This window comes from Paraburkholderia sp. BR10936 (genome assembly GCF_040965735.1).
In the GTDB taxonomy this organism is placed as follows: domain Bacteria; phylum Pseudomonadota; class Gammaproteobacteria; order Burkholderiales; family Burkholderiaceae; genus Paraburkholderia; species Paraburkholderia nodosa_A.
Genome location: NZ_JBFRCM010000001.1, coordinates 258,904 through 281,259, shown reverse-complemented (window position 1 = coordinate 281,259; position 22,356 = coordinate 258,904). Strand labels below are relative to the sequence as shown.

Annotated in this window: 19 protein-coding genes; 17 read left to right on the top strand and 2 right to left on the bottom strand. The window is 64.0% G+C overall.

From position 1 onward, the window contains the following. Nucleotides 1–176: 176 nt before the first annotated feature. Nucleotides 177–821 (bottom strand): outer membrane protein OmpA, encoded by a 645-nt coding sequence (ompA, locus tag AB4Y36_RS01330; protein ID WP_042260999.1) that lies wholly within the window; start codon nucleotides 819–821, stop codon nucleotides 177–179. Nucleotides 822–1,384: 563 nt separating this feature from the next. On the opposite strand from ompA, the gene gyrA reads away from it, so the two are divergent. The 17 genes from gyrA (at nucleotide 1,385) to cysM (ending at nucleotide 20,820) form a co-directional block, all read left to right on the top strand. Next, nucleotides 1,385–3,994, top strand: coding sequence for a DNA gyrase subunit A (gene gyrA, locus AB4Y36_RS01325; RefSeq protein ID WP_083245119.1), 2,610 nt, complete (start codon nucleotides 1,385–1,387; stop codon nucleotides 3,992–3,994). A 196-nt stretch (nucleotides 3,995–4,190) separates the two neighbouring features. Then, complete coding sequence (locus tag AB4Y36_RS01320) at nucleotides 4,191–4,799, top strand: DUF2059 domain-containing protein (protein WP_069262944.1); 609 nt, start codon at nucleotides 4,191–4,193, stop codon at nucleotides 4,797–4,799. Between the two features lie 235 nt (nucleotides 4,800–5,034). After that, nucleotides 5,035–6,117 (top strand): 3-phosphoserine/phosphohydroxythreonine transaminase, encoded by a 1,083-nt coding sequence (gene serC / locus AB4Y36_RS01315; RefSeq protein WP_069262943.1) that lies wholly within the window; start codon nucleotides 5,035–5,037, stop codon nucleotides 6,115–6,117. 62 nt (nucleotides 6,118–6,179) lie between these two features. Then, nucleotides 6,180–7,265: a prephenate dehydratase gene (gene pheA / locus AB4Y36_RS01310; protein ID WP_069262643.1), complete on the top strand. Its 1,086-nt coding sequence runs from the start codon at nucleotides 6,180–6,182 to the stop codon at nucleotides 7,263–7,265. 128 nt (nucleotides 7,266–7,393) lie between these two features. After that, nucleotides 7,394–8,515: a histidinol-phosphate transaminase gene (gene hisC, locus AB4Y36_RS01305; RefSeq protein WP_368682140.1), complete on the top strand. Its 1,122-nt coding sequence runs from the start codon at nucleotides 7,394–7,396 to the stop codon at nucleotides 8,513–8,515. Next, nucleotides 8,502–9,491: a prephenate dehydrogenase gene (locus AB4Y36_RS01300; protein WP_368605531.1), complete on the top strand. Its 990-nt coding sequence runs from the start codon at nucleotides 8,502–8,504 to the stop codon at nucleotides 9,489–9,491. The genes hisC and AB4Y36_RS01300 overlap by 14 nt, the downstream gene beginning before the upstream one ends. Before the next feature lie 81 nt (nucleotides 9,492–9,572). Next, nucleotides 9,573–10,877, top strand: coding sequence for a 3-phosphoshikimate 1-carboxyvinyltransferase (gene aroA, locus AB4Y36_RS01295; RefSeq protein WP_368616011.1), 1,305 nt, complete (start codon nucleotides 9,573–9,575; stop codon nucleotides 10,875–10,877). A gap of 28 nt (nucleotides 10,878–10,905) precedes the next feature. Then, nucleotides 10,906–11,601: a (d)CMP kinase gene (cmk, locus tag AB4Y36_RS01290; protein ID WP_028208177.1), complete on the top strand. Its 696-nt coding sequence runs from the start codon at nucleotides 10,906–10,908 to the stop codon at nucleotides 11,599–11,601. A 181-nt stretch (nucleotides 11,602–11,782) separates the two neighbouring features. Beyond that, on the top strand, nucleotides 11,783–13,513 hold the full coding sequence (gene rpsA / locus AB4Y36_RS01285; protein ID WP_069262639.1) for a 30S ribosomal protein S1: 1,731 nt from the start codon (nucleotides 11,783–11,785) through the stop codon (nucleotides 13,511–13,513). Between the two features lie 25 nt (nucleotides 13,514–13,538). Next, nucleotides 13,539–13,862 (top strand): integration host factor subunit beta, encoded by a 324-nt coding sequence (locus AB4Y36_RS01280; protein WP_027817382.1) that lies wholly within the window; start codon nucleotides 13,539–13,541, stop codon nucleotides 13,860–13,862. Between the two features lie 294 nt (nucleotides 13,863–14,156). Continuing rightward, nucleotides 14,157–14,450: a lipopolysaccharide assembly protein LapA domain-containing protein gene (locus AB4Y36_RS01275; RefSeq protein WP_368616247.1), complete on the top strand. Its 294-nt coding sequence runs from the start codon at nucleotides 14,157–14,159 to the stop codon at nucleotides 14,448–14,450. Between the two features lie 64 nt (nucleotides 14,451–14,514). Further along, a complete protein-coding gene (gene lapB / locus AB4Y36_RS01270; protein WP_069262638.1) occupies nucleotides 14,515–15,690 on the top strand; it encodes a lipopolysaccharide assembly protein LapB in 1,176 nt (391 codons plus the stop codon). Between the two features lie 85 nt (nucleotides 15,691–15,775). After that, nucleotides 15,776–17,173 carry a UDP-glucose/GDP-mannose dehydrogenase family protein gene (locus AB4Y36_RS01265; protein ID WP_069262637.1) on the top strand — a complete coding sequence of 466 codons (1,398 nt, stop codon included), beginning with the start codon at nucleotides 15,776–15,778 and terminating at the stop codon, nucleotides 17,171–17,173. Further along, nucleotides 17,145–18,149: a D-glycero-beta-D-manno-heptose-7-phosphate kinase gene (rfaE1, locus tag AB4Y36_RS01260; protein WP_368682139.1), complete on the top strand. Its 1,005-nt coding sequence runs from the start codon at nucleotides 17,145–17,147 to the stop codon at nucleotides 18,147–18,149. Before AB4Y36_RS01265 ends, rfaE1 begins: the two co-directional genes overlap by 29 nt. A gap of 105 nt (nucleotides 18,150–18,254) precedes the next feature. Continuing rightward, complete coding sequence (gene rfaD / locus AB4Y36_RS01255; protein WP_368682138.1) at nucleotides 18,255–19,247, top strand: ADP-glyceromanno-heptose 6-epimerase; 993 nt, start codon at nucleotides 18,255–18,257, stop codon at nucleotides 19,245–19,247. Nucleotides 19,248–19,320: 73 nt separating this feature from the next. Beyond that, on the top strand, nucleotides 19,321–19,668 hold the full coding sequence (locus tag AB4Y36_RS01250; RefSeq protein ID WP_368682137.1) for a ComEA family DNA-binding protein: 348 nt from the start codon (nucleotides 19,321–19,323) through the stop codon (nucleotides 19,666–19,668). 249 nt (nucleotides 19,669–19,917) lie between these two features. Further along, nucleotides 19,918–20,820 (top strand): cysteine synthase CysM, encoded by a 903-nt coding sequence (gene cysM, locus AB4Y36_RS01245; RefSeq protein WP_069262633.1) that lies wholly within the window; start codon nucleotides 19,918–19,920, stop codon nucleotides 20,818–20,820. Between the two features lie 69 nt (nucleotides 20,821–20,889). Here cysM and mltB read toward each other — a convergent pair whose 3' ends face one another. Next, nucleotides 20,890–22,203 (bottom strand): lytic murein transglycosylase B, encoded by a 1,314-nt coding sequence (mltB, locus tag AB4Y36_RS01240; RefSeq protein WP_083245118.1) that lies wholly within the window; start codon nucleotides 22,201–22,203, stop codon nucleotides 20,890–20,892. Nucleotides 22,204–22,356 lie beyond the last annotated feature (153 nt).

The following is a 22,356-nucleotide window of genomic DNA, read 5'->3' as shown; positions in this document are numbered from 1 at the left end:
AAGCCCAGAGTATACAGGCGGGTGCACAGGGCAGCAAAATGCCGCGCCGTGCCGTCAGGCTTTCCGGAACGATGACGCCGCGCGCAGACAGGCGAAATGAAAGAAGGGATAAAGCGCGGGATAAAAAAAGCCCCGCCGAAGCGGGGCTTTTGAGACTTGCGGTCGAGCGCTCGCGATTACTGCTTTTGCGTGCCGACGACTTCGACTTCCACGCGACGGTCCGGTGCGAGGCAGGCGATGAGAGCCTTGCGGTTCTTCTGGTTGCAGCCCGTCGTAACCGGGTTGCGCTTGCCCTTGCCTTCCGTGTAGATACGCTCTGCCGGAACGCCCTTGCTGACGAGGTACGACTTGACGGCTTGCGCACGGCGCAGCGACAGACGGTCGTTGTAGGCGACCGAGCCGATACGGTCGGTGTAGCCCGTCGCGACGACGACTTCGAGGTTCAGAGCCTGGATCTTGCTTGCCAGGTCGTCCAGCTTTTCCTTACCAGCCGGCTTCAGGATGGCCTTGTCGAAGTCGAACAGGGCGTCAGCCTGGTACGTGATCTTCTGGCTGGTGATGGCCGGCGGCGGCGGAGCGACCGGCGGCTGCGGTGCCTGGGCGACCAGGGCGCCATCGCACTTGGCGTTGGCGGTGGCCGGCGTCCAGAATGCATCGCGCCAGCAAAGCTCGTTCGTGCCGTTCATCCACACGTATTCGCCGGTACCATTCACCCAGTTGTCATTGACGGCTTGTCGCGACGCCGGCACCGATTGTGCCTGAGCGGATGCAGCCACAACTGCGGTAGCTGCAATGAACGCGAGCTTTGAAAGTTTATTCATATTTCTCCTCTCGAAATTGAGATTACCGCAGGTTTACTGCGAGCCATATGACGAAGACAAGTCATACATTGCTCGAAGTATAACATTGGCAAGTTGTGGGGAACGCTTTGCGTTGTGTAGACTTCGAGCAGTGTCTAACTTTGTGCGTTGGCATTTTGCCATATCGTTCCCCTCCGACGATAAAAAAAATCCGCCCCTTTCACTGCTGCTGGTCGAACGTGGTACGCCCGCAACAAAAAAGTTCCCTTAATTTTACCTGGTATTGCGCCTGGGTAGCGGCAGCGTCACACATTGTCATCCAAATCAGTGGCGATGCATCTGATTCCGGTTCGCACTGCGGCGTTTGCGCCACGCTCAAGGCGCTTTTGAGCCCTTCGGCTTCACTCCTCTAATAGGTATACGCAGGCGGCGGGCGAGGGTGTCGTGCATGGTAGAATCGCGTGATGCGCTGCGTCCGCGGCGTCCATGCGACAGCTGGGCGTCCCGCGGTGACTGCGGCGACCTCCGCTCTACAAGTTGGGGCGAGGCGCTAGCACACCGCGTGCCCAAATAAGACATCGATAATGGATCAATTCGCCAAAGAGACTCTGCCAATCTCCCTCGAGGAGGAAATGCGCCGCTCGTATCTCGATTACGCGATGAGCGTGATCGTCGGGCGAGCACTTCCGGATGTTCGTGACGGCCTGAAGCCTGTCCACCGGCGCGTGCTCTACGCAATGCACGAGCTGAATAACGACTGGAACCGCGCTTACAAGAAGTCGGCGCGTATCGTCGGCGACGTAATCGGTAAGTACCACCCCCACGGCGACACGGCTGTCTACGACACGATCGTGCGGATGGCGCAGAACTTCTCCCTGCGCTACATGCTGGTCGACGGCCAGGGTAACTTCGGCTCCATCGACGGCGACAACGCCGCCGCCATGCGATACACCGAAATCCGCATGGCGAAGATCGGCCACGAGCTGCTGGCCGACATCGACAAGGAAACGGTCGACTTCGGGCCGAACTACGACGGCAGCGAGAGCGAGCCGCAGATCCTGCCCGCGCGCATCCCGAACCTGCTCATCAACGGTTCGTCGGGTATCGCGGTCGGCATGGCCACGAACATTCCGCCGCACAATCTCAACGAAGTCGTCGACGCTTGCCAGCATCTGCTGAAAACCCCGCAGGCAACGATTGACGAGCTGATCGAGATCATTCCCGCACCCGATTTCCCGACCGCCGGCATTATTTATGGCGTCGCCGGCGTGCGCGACGGCTATCGCACCGGCCGCGGCCGCGTCGTGATGCGCGCGGCTACGCACTTCGAGGAAATTGATCGCGGTCAACGCATGGCGATCATCGTCGACGAACTGCCGTATCAGGTGAACAAGCGTTCGCTGCTCGAACGCATTGCCGAGCTCGTCAACGAGAAGAAGCTCGAAGGCATCTCCGATATTCGCGACGAATCGGACAAGAGCGGCATGCGTGTCGTGATCGAGCTCAAGCGCGGCGAAGTGCCCGAGGTCATCCTCAACAATCTGTACAAGGCGACGCAGCTGCAGGACACGTTCGGCATGAACATGGTCGCGCTGGTGGACAACCAGCCGAAGCTGCTGAACCTGAAGGAAATGCTCGAGCATTTCCTCTCGCATCGCCGCGAAGTGCTCACGCGTCGCACGGTGTACGAGCTGCGCAAGGCGCGCGAACGCGGCCACGTGCTCGAAGGTCTCGCCGTTGCGCTCGCGAACATCGATGATTTCATCGAGCTCATCAAGGCCGCGCCCACGCCGCCCATCGCGAAGCAGGAGTTGATGAATCGCTCGTGGGATTCGTCGCTCGTGCGCGAGATGCTCACGCGCGCGGAGCAGGACAATGCGGCGGCAGGCGGGCGCGAAGCCTACCGTCCGGAAGGGCTGAACCCGCAATATGGTATGCAGGCCGACGGCCTCTACCGTCTGTCCGACACGCAGGCGCAGGAAATCCTGCAAATGCGCCTCCAGCGCCTGACCGGCCTGGAGCAGGACAAGATCATCGGCGAGTACCGTGAAGTGATGGCGCAGATCGCCGACCTGCTCGACATCCTTGCGCGCCCCGAGCGCGTAACTGTCATGATCTCCGACGAACTCACCTCGATCAAGAGCGAATTCGGCGACGCCCGCCGCTCGAAGATCGAGATGAACGCCACTGAGCTCAACACCGAAGACCTGATCACGCCGCAGGACATGGTCGTGACCATGTCGCACGCCGGCTATGTGAAATCGCAGCCGTTGTCGGAATATCGTGCCCAGAAGCGCGGAGGTCGCGGCAAGCAGGCGACTTCGATGAAGGACGACGACTGGATCGACACGCTCTTCATTGCCAACACGCACGACCACATCCTGTGCTTCTCGAATCGCGGCCGCGTGTACTGGGTGAAGGTGTATGAGGTGCCGCAGGGTTCGCGCAACTCGCGCGGCCGTCCGATCGTCAACATGTTCCCGCTGCAGGACGGCGAGAAGATCACGGTCGTGTTGCCGGTCAAGGAATTCTCGGCCGACAAGTTCGTTTTCATGGCCACCGCGCTCGGCACGGTAAAGAAGACGCCGCTCGAAGCCTTTAGCCGCCCGTTGCGCAAGGGTATTATTGCGGTCGGTCTCGACGACGGCGACTACCTGATCGGCGCCGCGATCACCGACGGCGAGCACGACGTCATGCTGTTCTCCGACGCCGGCAAGGCGGTGCGCTTCGACGAGAACGACGTGCGCCCGATGGGCCGCGAAGCGCGCGGCGTGCGCGGCATGCAGCTCGAAGACAATCAGCAGGTCATCGCGCTCCTCGTGGCGGGCGACGAGCAGCAGTCGGTGCTCACCGCGACCGAGAACGGTTATGGCAAGCGCACCCCGATCACGGAGTACACGCGCCACGGCCGCGGCACGAAGGGCATGATCGCGATCCAGACGTCGGAGCGCAACGGCAAGGTGGTTGCGGCCACACTCGTCGACTCCGAAGCGCAGATCATGCTGATCACCACCACGGGCGTTTTGATTCGCACCCGCGTGTCGGAAATTCGCGAAATGGGCCGTGCAACGCAAGGTGTTACACTCATCAGCCTTGACGAAGGTACGAAGCTTTCCGGACTGCAGCAGGTCGCCGAAGCGGACGCAGAAGTGGACGCCGAAGGTGAGGGCGAACCGGGCGAAGGCGAAGAGTGATGCGTCATCCTGGCCCGCACAAGCGTGTTCAATCGATGCGCTTACGCGGACTTTAAGGTGGGTTTCAGCGAACCTTGTTAGTGTCAGCGAAATGAATGGTGTGCCGGGCGGACCGGTGAGCGGGCGCAGAACGCAATGCGGCGCCCCGCAGTCCGCGCGGCAGCGCAAATCGATTAATTTCTCAAAGGGAGTAATGATGCAAAAACGATTCAAGCAGGTGATGTTGCTGGCCGCTCTCGTGCCGACGTTTGCCATGGCTCAGGCGCTCCAGAACCAGGCGCCCGCCCCCCAGGCACCGGCAGCGGCTGCAGCACCCGTCGATCCGGCCAAGCAAGCCGCGATCAAGGACCTGCTCGACGCGATCGACGCACAGAAGCTCGTCGGCGCAATCGGCAACAGCGCCCAGATGCAAGCCAAGCAGCTCGTCCCGGCCATCCTGTCGGACGCGCTCTCGGAAAACAAGACGATGACGGACAAGCAGAAGCAAGCTGCCGTGCCGTCGCTGCAAAAGAACGCCGTGCCGAAGCTGGTTGACTCGGCAGGCCAGGTCTTCGCGACCGACTCGTTCAAGACGGACGCCATGCAAGCTCAGTACGACGCCTACGCGAAGTACTACAGCACGCAGGAAATCAAGGACCTGACGACGTTCTACCGCAGCCCGACCGGCCGCAAGTTCATTCAGGTTCAAGACCAGGTTGGCCGCGACGTCGTGAACAGCCTGATGCAGAAGTACATGCCGCAGTCGATCAAGGCAACGCGCGACCAGGCCGACAAGGAAGTCGCTTCGGTCAAGGTCGGCAAGTAAGCCTGGCAAATGAGCCCGGCACTTAAGCCCTTCAGGTCCGCAGCCATGATGCACGGTCGCGGGGCCGGATCGGCCGCATAGACGGGGAAGCCCACTGCCGCGCCGTGCGTGGCGGGTTCCCGGCGACAATGCGATAATGGTCGTTTGCGCGATGAGCGCAAGCGGCCATTTTCTTTTTTCTGGCGTGTTTTCCGGCGGTTTTTGCCACAGCGCCTGCCTCGGGGATCTCTTTACGATGCGCGTCTACAACTTCTCAGCCGGGCCGGCAGCGTTGCCAGAGGAAGTCCTGCGTCAGGCCGCTGACGAAATGCTCGACTGGCACGGCAGCGGCATGGGTGTGATGGAAATGAGCCATCGCGGCCCGGAATTCATGCAGATCCACGCCGAGGCGCTGCTCGATCTGCGTGAGTTGATGCAGGTCCCCGCAAGTCACCAGATTCTGTTCCTGCAGGGCGGCGGCATCGGCGAAAACGCGATCGTGCCGCTCAACCTATTTGGCTCGAAGCCGCGCGCCGATTTCGTCGTGACCGGCTCCTGGTCGCAGAAGTCGCAGAAGGAAGCGCTCAAGTACGGCGAAGCGCATATCGCCGCCACGGGCCGCACCGAGGCCGGCTTTACGCATTCACCGCCGAAGAGCGAGTGGAAGCTCTCCAGCGACCCCGCCTACGTGCACCTGTGCACGAACGAGACGATCGACGGCGTCGAGACCTTCGAGATTCCCGACCTGGGCGACATTCCGCTCGTGGCCGACGCCTCGTCGCACATCCTCTCGCGCCCGATGGACATCGCCAAATACGGCGTACTCTACGGCGGCGCGCAGAAGAACATCGGCATGGCGGGCGTGACGGTCGTGATCGTGCGCGAGGACCTGCTCGACCGCTCGATGCCGATCTGTCCTTCGGCGTTCGAATGGAAGACCGTGGCCGCGAACAACTCGATGTTCAACACGCCGCCGACCTACGCGATCTATATCGCCGGGCTCGTGTTCAAGTGGTTGAAGCGTCAGGGCGGTCTCGAAGTCATCGAGGCGCGCAATGTGGAAAAAGCGAAGCTGCTCTACGACACGATCGACGCGAGCAGCTTCTATATCAACAAGGTGGAGCGCCGCGCGCGCTCGCGGATGAACGTGCCGTTCTTCCTCGCCGACGAAACACGTAACGCAGATTTCCTCGCCGGCGCCAAAGAGCGCGGGCTGTTGCAGCTGAAGGGCCACAAGTCCGTCGGCGGCATGCGGGCATCGATTTACAACGCGGTGCCGCTCGAAGCAGTGAATGCGCTGGTCGAGTACATGAAGGAATTCGAGGCGAAGCACGCGTAAGCGCTCCTCGCTCACGGGCGAAGCGGCGCCGCGCGCATCCTTTCAGATTGCCGGTTTCACGCATGGACGACGAACTCAACTCCCAACTCAAGCCGCTGCGCGAACGCATCGATGCGATCGACGCGCAGCTCATCGCGCTCCTGAACCAGCGCGCCTCGGTCGCGCTCGAAGTAGGCGAGGTCAAGAAGCACTTCAACGCGCCGGTGTTTCGCCCGGAGCGCGAGCAACAGGTGATCGAGCGCCTGCAGAACATGAGCGACGGCCCGCTCGGCAACGATCACATCAGCGCGATCTGGCGCGAGATCATGGCCGCGAGCCGTTCGCTCGAAAAGACGATTTCGGCCGCGTTCCTCGGCCCGGTCGGCACCTATAGCGAACAGGCGATGTACCAGTACTTCGGTCAGTCGATCGAAGGCCTGCCGTGCCCGTCGATCGATGAGGTGTTCCGCTCGGTCGAGGCGGGCGCCGCCGAGTTCGGCGTCGTGCCGGTCGAGAACTCGACCGAGGGCGCCGTTTCGCGCACGCTCGACCTGTTCCTCGAAACGCAGCTCGTCATCGGCGGCGAAATCGCGTTGCCGATTCAGCACAATCTGATGACGCAAAGCGGCAACCTGCAAGGCGTTACGCGCGTGTGCGCGCATCCGCAGGCGCTTGCACAGTGTCAGCACTGGCTGACGGCGAACGCGCCGCAGCTCGAGCGTCAGAGCGTGTCGAGCAACGCGGAAGCCGCGCGCCTCGCCGCCGCCGACCCGACGGTCGCCGCGATTGCGGGCGATCGCGCCGCCACGCACTACGGTCTCCTGATCGCAAACGCGCTGATCCAGGACGACCCGCACAACCGCACGCGCTTCGTCATGATCGGCAAGCAGCCGGCGGGCGCGACGGGGCGCGACCAGACCTCGATGATCGTGTCGGTGAAGAACGAGCCGGGCGCGGTGTACAAGCTGCTCGAGCCGCTCGCGCGCCACAGCGTGTCGATGACGCGATTCGAGTCGCGGCCGGCGCGCCTTGGCAGCACGTGGGAGTACTACTTCTACATCGACTTCGAAGGTCATCGTGACGAACCCGCCGTGGCCGCCGCGCTCGACGAACTCAGCAAGAAAGCCGCGTATCTGAAGATCCTTGGTTCGTATCCGCGCGCACGCTAAGGCGTGGAAGGTGCGGGCGGCCCGCCGCCAATCGCCGCCCGCCGCATGAGAATGCCGGGCGGCGCGCCTTTCCGATCCGTCCGGTAGAGACCGTTGTACGCCCGGCGCCTTGAGCCCTGGAGAGACGCATGACCACGCAATTCGGCCCCTCGTATGTGCGCGCCATCGCGCCTTACATCGCCGGCAAACCGATTTCCGAAGTCGCGCGCGAGTTTGGACTTGACGAAGCGCGCATCGTGAAGCTCGCGTCGAACGAGAATCCGCTCGGTATGCCCGAATCGGCGCAGCGCGCGATCGTGCAGGCCGCGAGCGAACTGGGCCGCTATCCCGATTCAAACGCGTTCGAGCTGAAGGCTGCGCTGGCCGCGCGCTACGACGTGCCGCCCGAGTGGATCACGCTCGGCAACGGCAGCAACGACATTCTCGAAATGGCCGCGCATGCGTTCGTCGAGCGCGGTCAGGCGATCGTTTATTCGCAGTACTCGTTCGCGGTCTACGCACTCGCGACCCAGGGCCTCGGCGCGCGCCATATCGTGACGCCGGCCGTGCACTACGGCCACGATCTCGACGCGATGCTGGCGGCGATCGACGAAGACACGCGTCTCGTGTTCGTGGCGAACCCGAACAACCCGACCGGCACGGTCGTCGACGGCGCGACGCTCGAGGCGTTCATCGCGAAGGTGCCCGCGCATGTCGCGGTCGTGCTCGACGAGGCGTACACGGAGTACCTCGCGGCTGAGAAGCGCTATGACTCGATCGCGTGGGTGCGCCGCTATCCGAACCTGCTCGTTTCGCGCACGTTCTCGAAAGCCTACGGACTCGCCGGCCTGCGTATCGGCTTCGCGATCGCCCAGCCGCAACTGACCGATCTGCTCAACCGTCTGCGCCAGCCGTTCAACGTCAACACGCTCGCGCAGGCCGCTGCGATTGCCGCGCTCGGCGACACGCCGTTCCTCGAGCGCAGCGCGGCGCTCAATGCCGAGGGCTATCGCACGCTTACCACGGCGTTCGAGCGCCTCGGCCTCGAATACGTGCCTTCGGACGGCAATTTCGTGCTGGTGCGCGTGGCGAAGGACGCAACGGACGACGGCGCCGGCGAGCGCGTGAATCTCGCGCTGCTCAAACAAGCCGTGATCGTGCGTCCGGTGGGCAACTATGGCCTGCCGCAATGGCTGCGTGTGACGATCGGCTTGCCCGAGGAGAACGCGGCATTCGTGGCGGCCCTCGAGCGAGCGCTTGGCGCGCAATGAGCGCGCAACCCTTACTTTTTTCGGTGACGTCGTGAGTGCGTTTTCGTTTAACAAACTGGTGATTTTCGGCGTGGGCCTGATCGGCGGGTCGCTCGCGCGCGCGTTGCGCGAGCGAGGCTCGCACGGCGGCGAAGGCGCGCAGGTGATCGGTGTGGGCCGCAGTGCAAAGTCGGTATCGCGCGCGCTCGAACTGGGCGTGATCGATGCCGCCGCGACGCTCGACGACGAAGCGGCGCTCGCCGCCGCGCTCGACGGCGCCGACATCGTGCTGATCGCCGCTCCCGTTGCGCAAACCCAGGCCCTGCTCGAGCGCATCGCGCCGCACCTGGGGCAAGCAACCATCGTCACCGACGCCGGCAGCACCAAGAGCGACGTGATCGCCGCGGCCCGTGCCGCGCTCGGCGCGCGCATCGCCCAGTTCGTGCCGGGGCATCCCATCGCCGGGCGCGAATCGAGCGGCGTCGACGCCGCGTTGCCCGATCTCTACGTCGGCCGCAACGTCGTGCTGTGCCCGCTCGCGGAAAACGCGCCGGCATCGGTCGAGCGCATCGCCGCGATGTGGCGCGCCACGGGCGCATTGATCGGCGAGATGCCGGCCGCGCAGCACGATCGCGTGTTCGCTTCGGTGAGCCATCTGCCGCATGTGTTGTCGTTTGCGCTCGTCGACCAGATTCTCGCTTCGCCCGACGCCCAACTGAAATTTTCGTTCGCGGCAGGCGGTTTCCGCGACTTCACGCGCATTGCCGCGTCGAGCCCCGAAATGTGGCGCGACGTGTGCCTCGCGAACCGCGCCGCGCTGCTCGCCGAACTCGACGGCTACACTGAAGTGCTGGCGAAGCTGCGCGCGGCCATCGACGCCGGCGACGGCGCAGCGCTCGAAACCGTGTTCGCGCGTTCGCGCGCCGCGCGCGAGGCGTGGCAGGAGCGCGGCGGCAAGGGCGCGGCGGCGGCCATCGATACAGCACCAGGCAAATAAGCAAGCAGGACCCAGCCCGACGGCGCGAGCGCCGCAACCCAGGCAACCTCAGGTAACACCAGGCATTCTCAGGACACGCTCATGGAACACCTCGATCTCGGACCGTTCACCCGTGCGTCCGGCACGATCCGTCTGCCCGGCTCGAAGAGCATCTCGAACCGCGTGCTGCTGCTCGCCGCGCTGGCCGAGGGCGAAACGACCATCACGAACCTGCTCGACTCCGACGACACGCGCGTGATGCTCGACGCACTGGAAAAGCTCGGCGTGAAGCTCAAACGAGAGGACGACACCTGCGTCGTGCAGGGCACGCGCGGCGCGTTCCAGGCGGTGCGCGCGGATCTCTTCCTCGGCAACGCAGGCACGGCGGTGCGTCCGCTCACGGCCGCGCTCGCGGTGAACGGCGGCGACTACCGCATTCACGGCGTACCGCGCATGCACGAGCGACCCATCGGCGACCTCGTGGACGGCCTGCGCCAGATCGGCGCGAAGATCGATTACGAAGAAAACGAAGGCTATCCGCCGCTGCGCATCCGCCCCGCGCCGGTTTCGGTCGAGGCGCCCATCCGCGTGCGCGGCGATGTGTCGAGCCAGTTCCTCACGGCGCTTCTGATGACGCTGCCGCTCGTGCGCGCCAAGGACGGCGTGACGATCGTCGAAGTGGACGGCGAGCTGATCTCCAAGCCCTACATCGAAATCACGATCAAGCTGATGGAGCGCTTCGGCGTGAAGGTCGAGCGCCACGGCTGGCACCGCTTCGAGATCCCGGCGGGCGTGCGCTACCAGTCGCCGGGCAAGATCATGGTCGAGGGCGATGCATCGAGCGCGTCGTACTTTCTCGCCGCGGGCGCGATCGGCGGCGGCCCGCTGCGTGTGGAAGGCGTGGGACGATCGAGTATCCAGGGCGACGTTGCGTTCGCCGCGGCGCTCATGCGCATGGGCGCGAACGTCACGGTCGCCGATGACTGGATCGAGGTGCGCGGGATCGGCAACGATCACGGCAAGCTCGACCCCATCGACATGGACTTCAACCTGATTCCCGACGCAGCGATGACTATCGCCGTGGCGGCGCTCTTCGCCGACGGCGCAACTACGCTACGCAACATCGCGAGCTGGCGCGTGAAGGAAACCGACCGCATCGCCGCGATGGCCACGGAACTGCGCAAGGTGGGCGCGAACGTGGAAGAGGGCCCTGATTACCTGATCGTGCGTCCGCCCGAGCAACTCACGCCGAACGCAGCGATCGACACCTACGACGATCACCGCATGGCGATGTGCTTCTCGCTCGTGAGCCTCGGCGGCGTGCGGGTGCGCATCAACGACCCGAAGTGCGTCGGCAAGACGTTCCCCGATTACTTCGAGCGCTTCCTGGCGCTCGCGCAACCTTGATTCAAATGAAGCCGAGTACCTTTGCCGCATGAAATCGACCCGTCCCTTTTATCCGACGCCCGTCATCACGATCGACGGCCCGACTGCTTCCGGCAAGGGCACGGTGGCCGCGCTGGTCGCCGCGCAGCTCGGCTTTCACCTGCTCGACAGTGGCGCGCTGTACCGCCTGGCGGCGCTCGCGAGCATGCGCTACGCGATTGCGGCCGACGACGCCGAGAACCTTGCGAAGCTGATCGACGATCTCCATATCACGTTCCGCGAGGGGCTTGCGCAGCTCGATGGCGTTGACGTTTCGAACGAAATCCGTGCCGAGGAAGTGGGCAACCGCGCCTCGATGATCGCTGCGCATCCGGCCGTGCGCACCGCGCTCGTGGCGCGCCAGCGGGCGTTTCGCAAGCTTCCCGGGCTCGTTGCGGATGGCCGCGACATGGGCACCGTGATCTTCCCGGACGCCGTTCTGAAGGTGTTTTTAACGGCCAGCGTGGAGGCCCGTGCGGCCCGCCGGCATAAGCAATTGATCCAAAAAGGTTTTTCTGCTAATATGGATGACTTGCTTCGGGATTTGCGTGGACGCGACGCGCGCGACAGTAACCGCGCGGCCGCACCGCTCAAGCCTGCAGCAGATGCGCAGCTTCTCGATACTTCGGCGCTCTCCGTCGACCAGGCGGTCGAACAGGTGGTGCAGTGGTATCAGGAGTCTAGCCAACTGCGGCCCGTACGGTAATCCGCGAACGGGGCAAAGCGCAGTAAAGAAAGCAGTAAGCAGTACGAGTAGGTGCCCTGGAAAGCAACAGGGCGTGTGTTAAATCCTTTAACCCCGTATGGCTTTTGCATCTGCGCCGCGAGCATCGTGTTCCGGCCTCAACGCCCGGCAGTCAAGACCGACTGGCGAGGTAGCGAAAACCATGCAAATCCAGATTTTTATGTCCGACCTGCAAACCTCCACCCCGAATACCGAATCTTTCGCGGCTCTGTTCGAAGAGTCGCTGACCCGCCAGGACATGCGCGCCGGCGAAGTGATTTCCGCCGAAGTCGTGCGCGTCGACCACAACTTCGTGGTCGTCAATGCTGGTCTCAAGTCCGAAGCCTATATTCCGCTCGAAGAATTCCTGAACGACGCGGGTGAAGTGGAAGTGCAGGCGGGTGATTTCGTTTCCGTCGCGATCGACGCGCTGGAAAACGGCTACGGCGACACTATCCTGTCGCGCGACAAGGCGAAGCGTCTCGCTTCGTGGCTGTCGCTGGAAAAGGCTCTCGACAACAACGAACTCGTGACCGGCACGATCACGGGCAAGGTCAAGGGCGGCATGACCGTCATGGTCAACGGCATCCGCGCGTTCCTGCCGGGTTCGCTCGTCGACACGCGTCCGGTCAAGGACACGACGCCGTACGAAGGCAAGACCCTCGAATTCCGCGTCATCAAGCTCGACCGCAAGCGTAACAACGTCGTGCTGTCGCGCCGCGCAGTGATCGAAGCCACGCAAGGCGAAGAGCGCGCAAAGCTGCTCGAAACGCTCAAGGAAGGCGCGATCGTCAACGGCGTGGTCAAGAACATCACCGACTACGGCGCGTTCGTGGACCTCGGCGGCATCGACGGCCTGCTGCACATCACCGACATCGCATGGCGTCGCGTGCGTCACCCGAGCGAAGTTCTCTCGGTTGGCCAGGAAGTCACCGCGAAGATCCTCAAGTTCGACCAGGAAAAGAACCGCGTTTCGCTCGGTATCAAGCAACTGGGCGACGATCCGTGGGAAGGCATCTCGCGCCGTTACCCGTCGGGCACGCGTCTGTTCGGCAAGGTCACGAACATCACCGACTACGGCGCGTTCGTCGAAGTCGAATCGGGCATCGAAGGCCTGGTTCACGTGTCGGAAATGGACTGGACCAACAAGAACGTTGCTCCGTCGAAGGTTGTCCAGCTGGGCGACGAAGTCGAAGTCATGGTCCTCGAGATCGACGAAGACCGCCGCCGCATCTCGCTCGGCATGAAGCAGTGCAAGCCGAATCCGTGGGATGACTTCAGCCGCAACTTCAAGAAGGGCGACAAGCTCCAGGGCGCGATCAAGTCGATCACCGACTTCGGCGTGTTCATCGGTCTGCCTGGCGGCATCGACGGTCTGGTTCACCTTTCGGACCTGTCGTGGTCGGAAGCTGGCGAAGAAGCCGTTCGCAAGTACAAGAAGGGCGACGAAGTCGAAGCCGTGGTTCTGGGCATCGACGTCGAGAAGGAACGCATTTCGCTCGGCATCAAGCAGCTCGAAGGCGACCCGTTCAGCAACTTCGTTGCTGTCAACGACAAGGGTTCGATCGTCGACGGCGTGGTCAAGTCGGTTGACGCCAAGGGCGCAGTCGTGACGCTGAACGCTGACGTCGAAGGCTACCTGCGTGCTTCGGAAATCGCGCAAGACCGCGTGGAAGATGCTCGCAACGTGCTGAAGGAAGGCGACAAGGTCAACGCGATGATCATCAACATCGATCGCAAGTCGCGTGGCATCAACCTGTCTATCAAGGCGAAGGACTCGGCTGAAACGCAGGAAGCCCTGCGCACCATGTCGGCTGATTCGGGTCAGGCTGCCACCGGCACGACCAACCTCGGCGCGCTGCTGAAGGCCAAGCTCGACGGCCAGAACCAGTAAGCCTCAAACGGGGGCAAGCTGAAGTATGACCAAATCTGAATTGGTCGCGCAGCTGGCTACGCGATTTCCGCAACTTGTTCTCAAGGACGCGGATTTCGCGGTCAAGACGATGCTCGATGCGATGTCCGAGGCGCTTGCCAAGGGCCATCGCATCGAAATTCGTGGCTTTGGCAGCTTCGGCCTGAATCGTCGGCCGTCGCGCGTCGGTCGCAATCCGAAGTCGGGTGAAAAGGTGCTGGTGCCTGAGAAGTTCGTGCCGCACTTCAAGCCGGGCAAGGAACTGCGCGAGCGCGTCGACCGTAATTCGGGCGAGCCGCTGAAGGCGGACGAGCCGGACGACGACCTGTAAGCGTTGGATCGTTTTCGATCGGGCGATTGCGGTCGTCGGCGGTCAATGCCAGATGGCCAGAATGCATGGACCGGTAAAAAGCGCTGGGGTGAACAACCCCGGCGCTTTTTTTTCGTCTGCGCCTTTTCGACGCGGTTAGTTCCGGCAAGCCAGGTTGCCTGGCTCAGTGCTCGCTCACACGTGTCGGCCCGCGAGCCGTTCAATTACAATACGGGACACTTCGGCGCGGCTTGTGCTGCGACGCAGCATGTCCGCCGTGCCGGCGCCTTTCTCAACTGCCAAGAGAATCCTTCAATGAGATTGATCGCCTGGGTGCTCCGTGTGCTGGTGTTCGTACTGCTGCTCGTACTTGCGCTCGCCAACACGCAAACCGCGACGCTGAACTTTCTGGCCGGATATTCGTGGCAGGCCCCGCTAATCCTGATCGGCCTCGCGTTTTTTGTCGTGGGGCTGCTGGCGGGGCTGCTTTCTGCGCTGCCCGGCGTGTTCCGGCTGCGCATGGAAAACGGCCGCCTCAAGCGCGACTTGCGGGTGGCGCGTGAAACGCCCACGCCGAGCGTCGAGCCGCCGCTGCCGCCGCTCATCTGATTTGTATTGCCGTGCCGCGCGCCTGAACGCGTGCGGCTGATTTTCCGCTCATACCATCGCTCGCATGGATCTCGATTTTTGGTGGCTCCTCGTCATTCCCGTGGCTTTCGCGCTCGGCTGGATGGCGTCGCGCTACGACCTGAAGGCACTGCTTTCCGAAAGCGCCAACCTGCCGCGCTCGTATTTTCGCGGCCTGAATTTTCTGCTCAACGAGCAGCCGGACAAGGCCATCGACGCGTTCATCGAGGTCGCCAAGCTCGACCCCGAAACCGTCGAGCTGCACTTCGCGCTCGGCAATCTGTTTCGCCGCCGCGGCGAGACCGACCGCGCGATCCGCGTGCATCAGAATCTGCTTTCGCGTTCCGACCTGCCCGTGAACGAGCGCGACCACGCGCTCTATGAACTCGGCCAGGATTTTCTGAAGGCCGGCATGCTCGACCGCGCAGAAGAGACCTTCGGCAAGCTCAAGTCGGGCGACTTCGCGCTCGGCGCTCAGCGTGCACTGCTCGCGATCTACGAGATCGAGAAGGACTGGAACCGCTGCATCGACACGGCACGTCACCTCGAAACGATGGGCGCGGCGTCGCTCGACCTCGAGATCGCCCAGTTCCACTGCGAACTCGCGCAGGAAGCGCTCCAGCAGAAAAAGCCCGACGAAGCGCGTCGTCAACTGGCGCTCGCGCTCAAGGCCAATTCGCAGAACGTGCGCGCGACGATCCTCGCAGGCGACGTCGATGCGGCAAGCGGCGATTGCGAGACTGCGCTTGGCCACTGGCGCGATGTCGAAGCGCAAAACCCCGCTTATCTGCCGCTCGTCGCCGAAAAGGTCATGAAGGCCTACGAGACGCTCGGCCGCGCCGAAGAGGGCGCACAATTGCTCACGACGTGGGTCGACGCGTATCCGTCGAACGATCTGCTCGACGTCGCCTACAAGTATGTCGCCGCGCTGCGCGGCCCCGATGCGGCGCATGCGCTGGCCCGCACGCAGATGCAGAAGTCACCGAACCTCGCCGGCATGGCGCGCCTGCTCGAAGCGCAGCAGGCCACGGCCGAAGAGCCGCGCCGCAGCGAACTCGAGCTGATGCGCAAGCTGCTCCAGCAGCGCACCAAGAACCTGCCTCGCTACACCTGCCAGAACTGCGGATTCCGGGCGCGCCTGTTCTACTGGCAGTGTCCGGGCTGCAGCGGCTGGGAAACCTATGCGCCGCGCCGTGTCGAGCCGGTTCCCGCGTCGAGCTGAGCCTTAGGGGCGCGCGTGCCCAGCCCGGCACCAGCCGGCCGCGCCCACAATCATTCCAACATCCGCATCTGTCACCGGAGCGCCTATGAAGATCACCATTGTCGGTACCGGCTACGTCGGCCTCGTCACCGGTGCGTGTCTTGCCGAAATCGGCCACGACGTGTTTTGCCTCGATGTCGATCCGCGCAAGATCGATATCCTGAATGGCGGCGGCGTCCCGATTCACGAGCCGGGCCTGCTCGAACTCATCGCGCGCAACCGCGCGGCCGGGCGCATTACCTTTTCCACCGACATCGCGGCGAGCGTCGAGCACGGCGAGGTGCAGTTCATCGCCGTCGGCACGCCGCCCGACGAAGACGGCTCGGCCGATCTCCAGTACGTGCTCGAAGCGGCGCGCAGCATCGGCCGCCACATGAACGGCTTCAAGGTGGTCGTCGACAAGTCGACGGTGCCGGTCGGCACGGCGCAGCGCGTGCACGGCGTGCTGGCCGAAGAACTGGCGAAGCGCGGCCTCTCGCATAGCGTGGATCACCGCTTCTCGGTCGTCTCGAACCCCGAGTTTCTGAAAGAGGGCGCGGCGGTGGACGACTTCATGCGTCCGGACCGCATCATCATCGGTCTCGACGAGGACGAGAACGGCACCGTGGCGCGCGAGAAGATGAAGCGCCTCTACGCGCCGTTCAACCGCAATCACGAACGCACGATCTACATGGACGTGCGCTCCGCCGAATTCACGAAGTACGCGGCCAACGCCATGCTCGCGACGCGCATCTCGTTCATGAACGAGATGGCGAATCTCGCCGACCGCGTGGGCGCCGACATCGAGTCGGTGCGCCGCGGCATCGGCTCCGATCCGCGCATCGGCTATCACTTCCTCTATGCCGGCTGCGGCTATGGCGGCTCGTGCTTCCCGAAGGACGTGCAGGCGCTGATCCGCACGGCCGCCGAGTCGGGCCAGAACCTGCGCGTGCTCGAAGCCGTCGAGGAGGTCAATCACGGCCAGAAGGAAGTGCTCGTGAAGAAGATCGCCAGCGTGTGCGGCGACGACCTCACCGGCAAGCACTTCGCCGTGTGGGGCCTCGCGTTCAAGCCGAACACCGACGACATGCGCGAAGCGCCGAGCCGCCGTCTGATCGCCGACCTGCTCTCGCGCGGGGCCACGGTGGCGGCGTGGGACCCGGTCGCAGCCGAAGAGGCGCAGCGCGTGTTCGCGCTCGATCTCGCACACGCGCCTGAGCAGCACGCGCGCCTGACGTTCGCATCGAGCCAGGACGACGCGCTCACGGGTGCCGACGCGCTCGTGATCGTCACCGAATGGACCGCCTTCAAGGCGCCCGATTTCGCGCATTTGAAGAAGGTGCTCAAGGCACCGCGTATCTTCGACGGACGCAACCTCTACGAGCCCGACGCCATGGCCGAGCTCGGCATTGACTATCATTCGATTGGGCGGCCCCATGTCAATCTCGCAAACTCCGCAGCCTGAAGCCGCGCCCGTCGCCGCGCTTGCTGCTGCCATCGCGCCGGAAGTGCGCGTCGTGCCGCGCGAGAAGCTCGCGACCTCGCGCGTGCTGGTGGTGGGCGACGTCATGCTCGACCGCTACTGGTTCGGCGACGTCAACCGCATCTCGCCGGAAGCGCCGGTGCCGGTCGTGCATGTGCAGCGCAAGGAAGACCGTTTGGGTGGCGCCGCGAACGTCGCGCGCAACGCGGCGGCGCTCGGCGCTCACGCGGGCCTCCTGTGCGTGGTGGGCCATGACGAACCCGGCGAGCGTATCGTCGAGCTGCTCGACGAAAGCAACGTGAACGCGTATCTCGAGCGCGATCCCGCGTTGCCGACCACCATCAAGCTGCGCGTGCTGTCGCGCCAGCAACAGTTGTTGCGCGTGGACTTCGAAAACACGCCCGCGCACGAGATCCTGCTCGCCGGCCTCGCGCGTTTCGACGCGCTGCTGCCCACGCACGACGTGATTCTGCTCTCCGACTACGCGAAGGGTGGGCTCACGCATGTCACGCAGATGATCGCGAAGGCGCGCGCCGCGGGCAAGGCGGTGCTCGTCGATCCGAAGGGCGACGACTGGGAGCGCTATCGCGGCGCGAGCCTCATCACGCCGAACCGCGCGGAGCTGCGCGAAGTGGTGGGCACGTGGAAGTCCGAGGAGGACCTGCACGCGCGCGTGACGAAGCTGCGCCACGAACTGCAGTTCGATGCGCTCCTGCTCACGCGCTCAGAAGAGGGTATGACGCTCTTTTCCGATGACGGCGCGCTGCACGCGGCGGCCGATGCGCGCGAAGTGTATGATGTCTCGGGCGCCGGCGACACGGTGATCGCGACCGTCGCGGTCATGCTGGGCGCGGGATTGCCGCTCGTCGAAGGCGTCGCGCTCGCGAATCGCGCGGCCGGCATCGTGGTCGGCAAGCTCGGCACGGCCACCGTCGACTACGACGAACTCTTTAAATAATGTTGCGCATGCGAGCGTGCAGCGCTCGCACCCCGGCCGGAATTTCCGCAGCGTTTTTCCGGCGGGGCATCAACCTCGCGTGAACCTCGTCACCGCAGACCTATCATGACCCTCATCGTCACCGGCGCGGCCGGCTTCATCGGCAGCAACATCGTCAAGGCGCTGAACGAACGCGGCGAAGACCGCATCATCGCCGTCGACAATCTCACCCGCGCGGACAAGTTCAGGAATCTCGTCGATTGCGAGATCGACGACTACATCGACAAGACCGAGTTCGTCGAGCGCTTTGCGCGCGGCGATTTCGGCGGCGTGCGCGCGGTGTTCCACGAAGGCGCCTGTTCGGACACGATGGAAACCGACGGCCGCTACATGATGGACAACAACTTCCGCTATAGCCGCGCCGTGCTCGACACGTGCCTCGCGCAGCGCGTGCAGTTTCTGTATGCGTCGTCGGCGGCGATTTACGGCGGCTCGACGCGCTTCGTCGAAGAGCGCGAAGTGGAAGCGCCGCTGAACGTGTACGGCTATTCGAAGTTCCTGTTCGACCAGGTGATCCGCCGCGTGCTGCCCACGGCGCAAAGCCAGATTGCGGGCTTTCGCTACTTCAACGTGTACGGTGCGCGCGAAACGCACAAGGCGCGCATGGCGTCGGTGGCGTTCCACAACTTCAACCAGTTCCGCGCCGAAGGCCGCGTGAAGCTGTTCGGCGAATACAACGGCTATGCGCCGGGCGAGCAGACGCGCGACTTCGTCTCGGTCGAGGACGTGGTGAAGGTGAACCTGTTCTTCTTCGATCATCCGGAGAAGACGGGCATCTTCAATCTGGGCAGCGGCCGTGCCCAGCCGTTCAACGACATCGCCACGACCGTGGTGAACACGCTGCGTACGATGGAAGGCAAGCCCGCGCTCTCGCTCGCGGAGCAGGTCCAGGAAGGGCTGATCGAGTACATCCCGTTCCCGGACGCGTTGCGCGGCAAGTATCAGTGCTTCACGCAGGCGGACCAGTCGAAGCTGCGCGCGGCGGGCTACGACGCGCCGTTCCTGACGGTGCAGGAAGGCGTGGATCGTTACGTACGTTGGCTTTCTGGCCAGGTGTAACGCAAAGCCCTGACTTCATAAACTGGACTCTCCTCGCCGGCGATGGTCGCCGGCGTTTTGAGGGAGATCCAGCATGTTCCGAAAAGTCCTTGCGGCGGCCGCGCTTCTGGCCGTATTCAGCCACGCCTTTGCGGCCGTGGACGTCAACACCGCCAACGAAGACGTGCTTCGCGGCATCAAGGGGGTGGGGCCCGCGCGCGCCAAGGCCATTCTCGACGAGCGCAGCGCGCACGGCCCGTACAAGGATGCCAGTGACCTCGGCAAGCGCGTGAAGGGCATGGGCGGCCATACCGTCGAACGTTTGCAGGCCGAAGGATTGGCGATCGGTCCCGCGAATGCCCATGCAGCACAGGCGAAGGTTGCGCAGGCAACGCCCGCGAAGGCGGGCGCACCTCAGGCTGCCGTGGCGGTCAAGAAGTAGCAGGCCGCTCGCGCTCGTGTGTTACCCCGCGCGTCGTGCTGCGCCGTCGCGGGGCGCAGTTTCCTTCAGGTGTCGCTCAGGTGAAGTCGACCCGCGACGTTGACCCGCGGCCCGGGCCGCGGGCTTTTTGCAGCCCATGATGGTCGAGTCGCCAGCCGGCGTCCATACCGGCGTCATGGGTCCCCTGCGGTCGCTGCCCGCGTGGTTTAGAATCGACGGGTCACGTCATCGCGCCTCACTGCCATCCCCATGCCCTACAAGACCATTGAAGACACGATCGGCAATACCCCGCTCGTGCAACTCGTCCGCCTGCCGGACGACGAAATCCGCGCCCGCAACAACGTCTTGCTGGCCAAGCTCGAAGGCAACAACCCGGCTGGGTCCGTGAAGGACCGCCCGGCGCTCTCGATGATCCGTAAAGCCGAAGAGCGCGGCCGCATCAAGCCCGGCGACACACTCATCGAAGCGACGAGCGGCAACACGGGCATCGCGCTCGCCATGGCGGCGGCGATCCGCGGCTACAAGATGGTGCTCATCATGCCGGAGGACCTCTCGGTCGAGCGCCGTCAGAGCATGGCGGCTTACGGCGCCGAAATCATGCTTACGCCGGTCAAGGGCGGCATGGAATATGCGCGCGATCTCGCCGAGCAAATGCAGCGCGACGGCAAGGGGATTATCCTCGACCAGTTCGGCAATCCCGACAATCCGCTTGCGCACTACGAGGCCACTGGCCCGGAAATCTGGCGCGATACCGAAGGGCGCATTACGCACTTCGTTTCGTCGATGGGCACGACCGGCACGATCATGGGCACGTCCCAGTTCCTGAAAGAAAAGAATCAGGCGATCGAGATCGTCGGCGCGCAGCCGGAAGAGGGCTCGCGCATTCCGGGCATTCGCAAGTGGCCCGAAGCGTATATGCCGAAGATTTTCGACCGCAGCCGCGTGGATCGCGTGGAGAGCGTGAGCCAGGCCGCCGCCGAGAACATGGCGCGCCGTCTGGCCTCGGTCGAAGGTATCTTCGCGGGGATCTCGTCGGGCGGCGCATGTGAGGTGGCGATGCGTCTTGCGCGCCAGCTCGAGAACGCGACGATCGTGTTCATCGTCTGCGATCGTGGCGACCGCTATCTCTCGACGGGTGTGTTTCCCGCCTGATTGAAGCGTGGACGCAAAAAAAACGGCCTTCGATGTTTCCGAAGGCCGTTTTGCTTTGTATCGCTGAAGTTACTCTTGCTGTTCGGGTGGCGTCGCGCCCGTGCCGTTCGGGGCGCTGTTCATCCCGTTGCCATTGCCACCGTTGTTGCCGCCGTTGCCGCCATTTCCACCGTTTCCGTTCGCCGGGCCCACCCCCACGCCTGGCTGCGTCGCCAGCATCTGCGCTTTCACGCGCATGCCCAGTTGATACACCGCGAGCGCATAGAAGAAGCTGCGGTTATAGCGCGTCAGCACATAAAAGTTCTTGAGCCCGAGCTTGTACTCGGTGCCGCGGCCAGGCGACGGCAGGTCGATCACCGTGACAGGCGTGCCCGCCTCGGCGGCGATATCCACGTCCGGCTGGTCGAGCACGAGGCCCGAGCGCAGCAACTGGCTCAGCGGCCAGCGCGGTTCGGGCTTGCCGTCGGCGGCGGCCTGTGCGATGCCGAGGCTGCCCGCATCGGTGGCGATATTCCATACCACGGGCCGCCCCGATTCCCAGCCGTTCTGCCGTAGATAGTTCGCCACGCTGCCGATCGCGTCGGCCGTGCTCCCGCGCAGGTCGATGTGATTGTTGCCCTCGTAGTCCACCGCGTACTGCACGATGCTGCTCGGCAGGAACTGCGGAATGCCGATCGCGCCCGTGTACGAGCCGAGTACCGACGACGGATCGATCTGCGCGTCGCGCGTCCACACGAGGTAGTCCTCGAGATTCTTGCGGAACGTCGCCATGCGCTCGGCGCGGTTCGGCGTGTCCGGATAATCGAAGGCGAGCGTGGTGAGCGCATCGAGCACGCGGAAGTTGCCCATGTAGCGGCCGTAGATCGTCTCCACGCCGATGATGCCGACGATCACCTCGGGCGGCACGCCAAACTCCTCCGACGCGCGCTGCAGCGTGGCCTGGTTCGCGCGCCAGAAGCGCACCCCCGCATTGATGCGTACCGGGTCGAGGAAGCGCGCCTGATATGCGCGCCAGTTCTTCACGCCCGGAACGGGCGAGGGCGTCACGAGCTTCACCGCCGTCGCCGAATAGTTCGCGCTCGCGAACAGCGCATGCAGTGCGGTGGGATCGAAGTCGTAGCGCGCCACCATGTCGTTGATGAAGCCGTCGACGTCCGGATTGTTCGCGTAGCGCTGCGGGACGATTTCCTCTTCGAACGTCTGGCCCTGCGTCGGCGTTTGCGGTTGCGCCTGCGCGAGCGTGAGCGGCGTCTGTCGCGATTTCGGCGCGGCAGTTTGCGCGCGCGCCGCGCCGGTGCACAACGACGCCGCGACGCAAAGCGCGAGTGCGAAGGTCGTGCGACGTGGGCGGCTGGAGGCGGACAGAGCGGTCTTGAGGGTCATGAGAGAGCGGAGGGAGAGCGGTCCAGGAAGAACCCGGGCAGTATAACCGAGCGCCTTCGGGGAATCGGGCCGTTGCGCGCCGGCGTGGCGCGTGAGCACCAGGTCGCTGTGGTAACGTGGTGTCTGTTCGCGCGCCAGCCGGCGTGCCGCCAG

Bases quoted from the DNA above. Each gene is read 5' to 3' on its own strand.
- ompA (WP_042260999.1), bottom strand. From the start codon at position 821: ATGAATAAACTTTCAAAGCTCGCGTTCATTGCAGCTACCGCAGTTGTG.
- gyrA (WP_083245119.1), top strand. From the start codon at position 1,385: ATGGATCAATTCGCCAAAGAGACTCTGCCAATCTCCCTCGAGGAGGAA.
- AB4Y36_RS01320 (WP_069262944.1), top strand. From the start codon at position 4,191: ATGCAAAAACGATTCAAGCAGGTGATGTTGCTGGCCGCTCTCGTGCCG.
- serC (WP_069262943.1), top strand. From the start codon at position 5,035: ATGCGCGTCTACAACTTCTCAGCCGGGCCGGCAGCGTTGCCAGAGGAA.
- pheA (WP_069262643.1), top strand. From the start codon at position 6,180: ATGGACGACGAACTCAACTCCCAACTCAAGCCGCTGCGCGAACGCATC.
- hisC (WP_368682140.1), top strand. From the start codon at position 7,394: ATGACCACGCAATTCGGCCCCTCGTATGTGCGCGCCATCGCGCCTTAC.
- aroA (WP_368616011.1), top strand. From the start codon at position 9,573: ATGGAACACCTCGATCTCGGACCGTTCACCCGTGCGTCCGGCACGATC.
- cmk (WP_028208177.1), top strand. From the start codon at position 10,906: ATGAAATCGACCCGTCCCTTTTATCCGACGCCCGTCATCACGATCGAC.
- rpsA (WP_069262639.1), top strand. From the start codon at position 11,783: ATGCAAATCCAGATTTTTATGTCCGACCTGCAAACCTCCACCCCGAAT.
- AB4Y36_RS01280 (WP_027817382.1), top strand. From the start codon at position 13,539: ATGACCAAATCTGAATTGGTCGCGCAGCTGGCTACGCGATTTCCGCAA.
- AB4Y36_RS01275 (WP_368616247.1), top strand. From the start codon at position 14,157: ATGAGATTGATCGCCTGGGTGCTCCGTGTGCTGGTGTTCGTACTGCTG.
- lapB (WP_069262638.1), top strand. From the start codon at position 14,515: ATGGATCTCGATTTTTGGTGGCTCCTCGTCATTCCCGTGGCTTTCGCG.
- AB4Y36_RS01265 (WP_069262637.1), top strand. From the start codon at position 15,776: ATGAAGATCACCATTGTCGGTACCGGCTACGTCGGCCTCGTCACCGGT.
- rfaE1 (WP_368682139.1), top strand. From the start codon at position 17,145: ATGTCAATCTCGCAAACTCCGCAGCCTGAAGCCGCGCCCGTCGCCGCG.
- rfaD (WP_368682138.1), top strand. From the start codon at position 18,255: ATGACCCTCATCGTCACCGGCGCGGCCGGCTTCATCGGCAGCAACATC.
- AB4Y36_RS01250 (WP_368682137.1), top strand. From the start codon at position 19,321: ATGTTCCGAAAAGTCCTTGCGGCGGCCGCGCTTCTGGCCGTATTCAGC.
- cysM (WP_069262633.1), top strand. From the start codon at position 19,918: ATGCCCTACAAGACCATTGAAGACACGATCGGCAATACCCCGCTCGTG.
- mltB (WP_083245118.1), bottom strand. From the start codon at position 22,203: ATGACCCTCAAGACCGCTCTGTCCGCCTCCAGCCGCCCACGTCGCACG.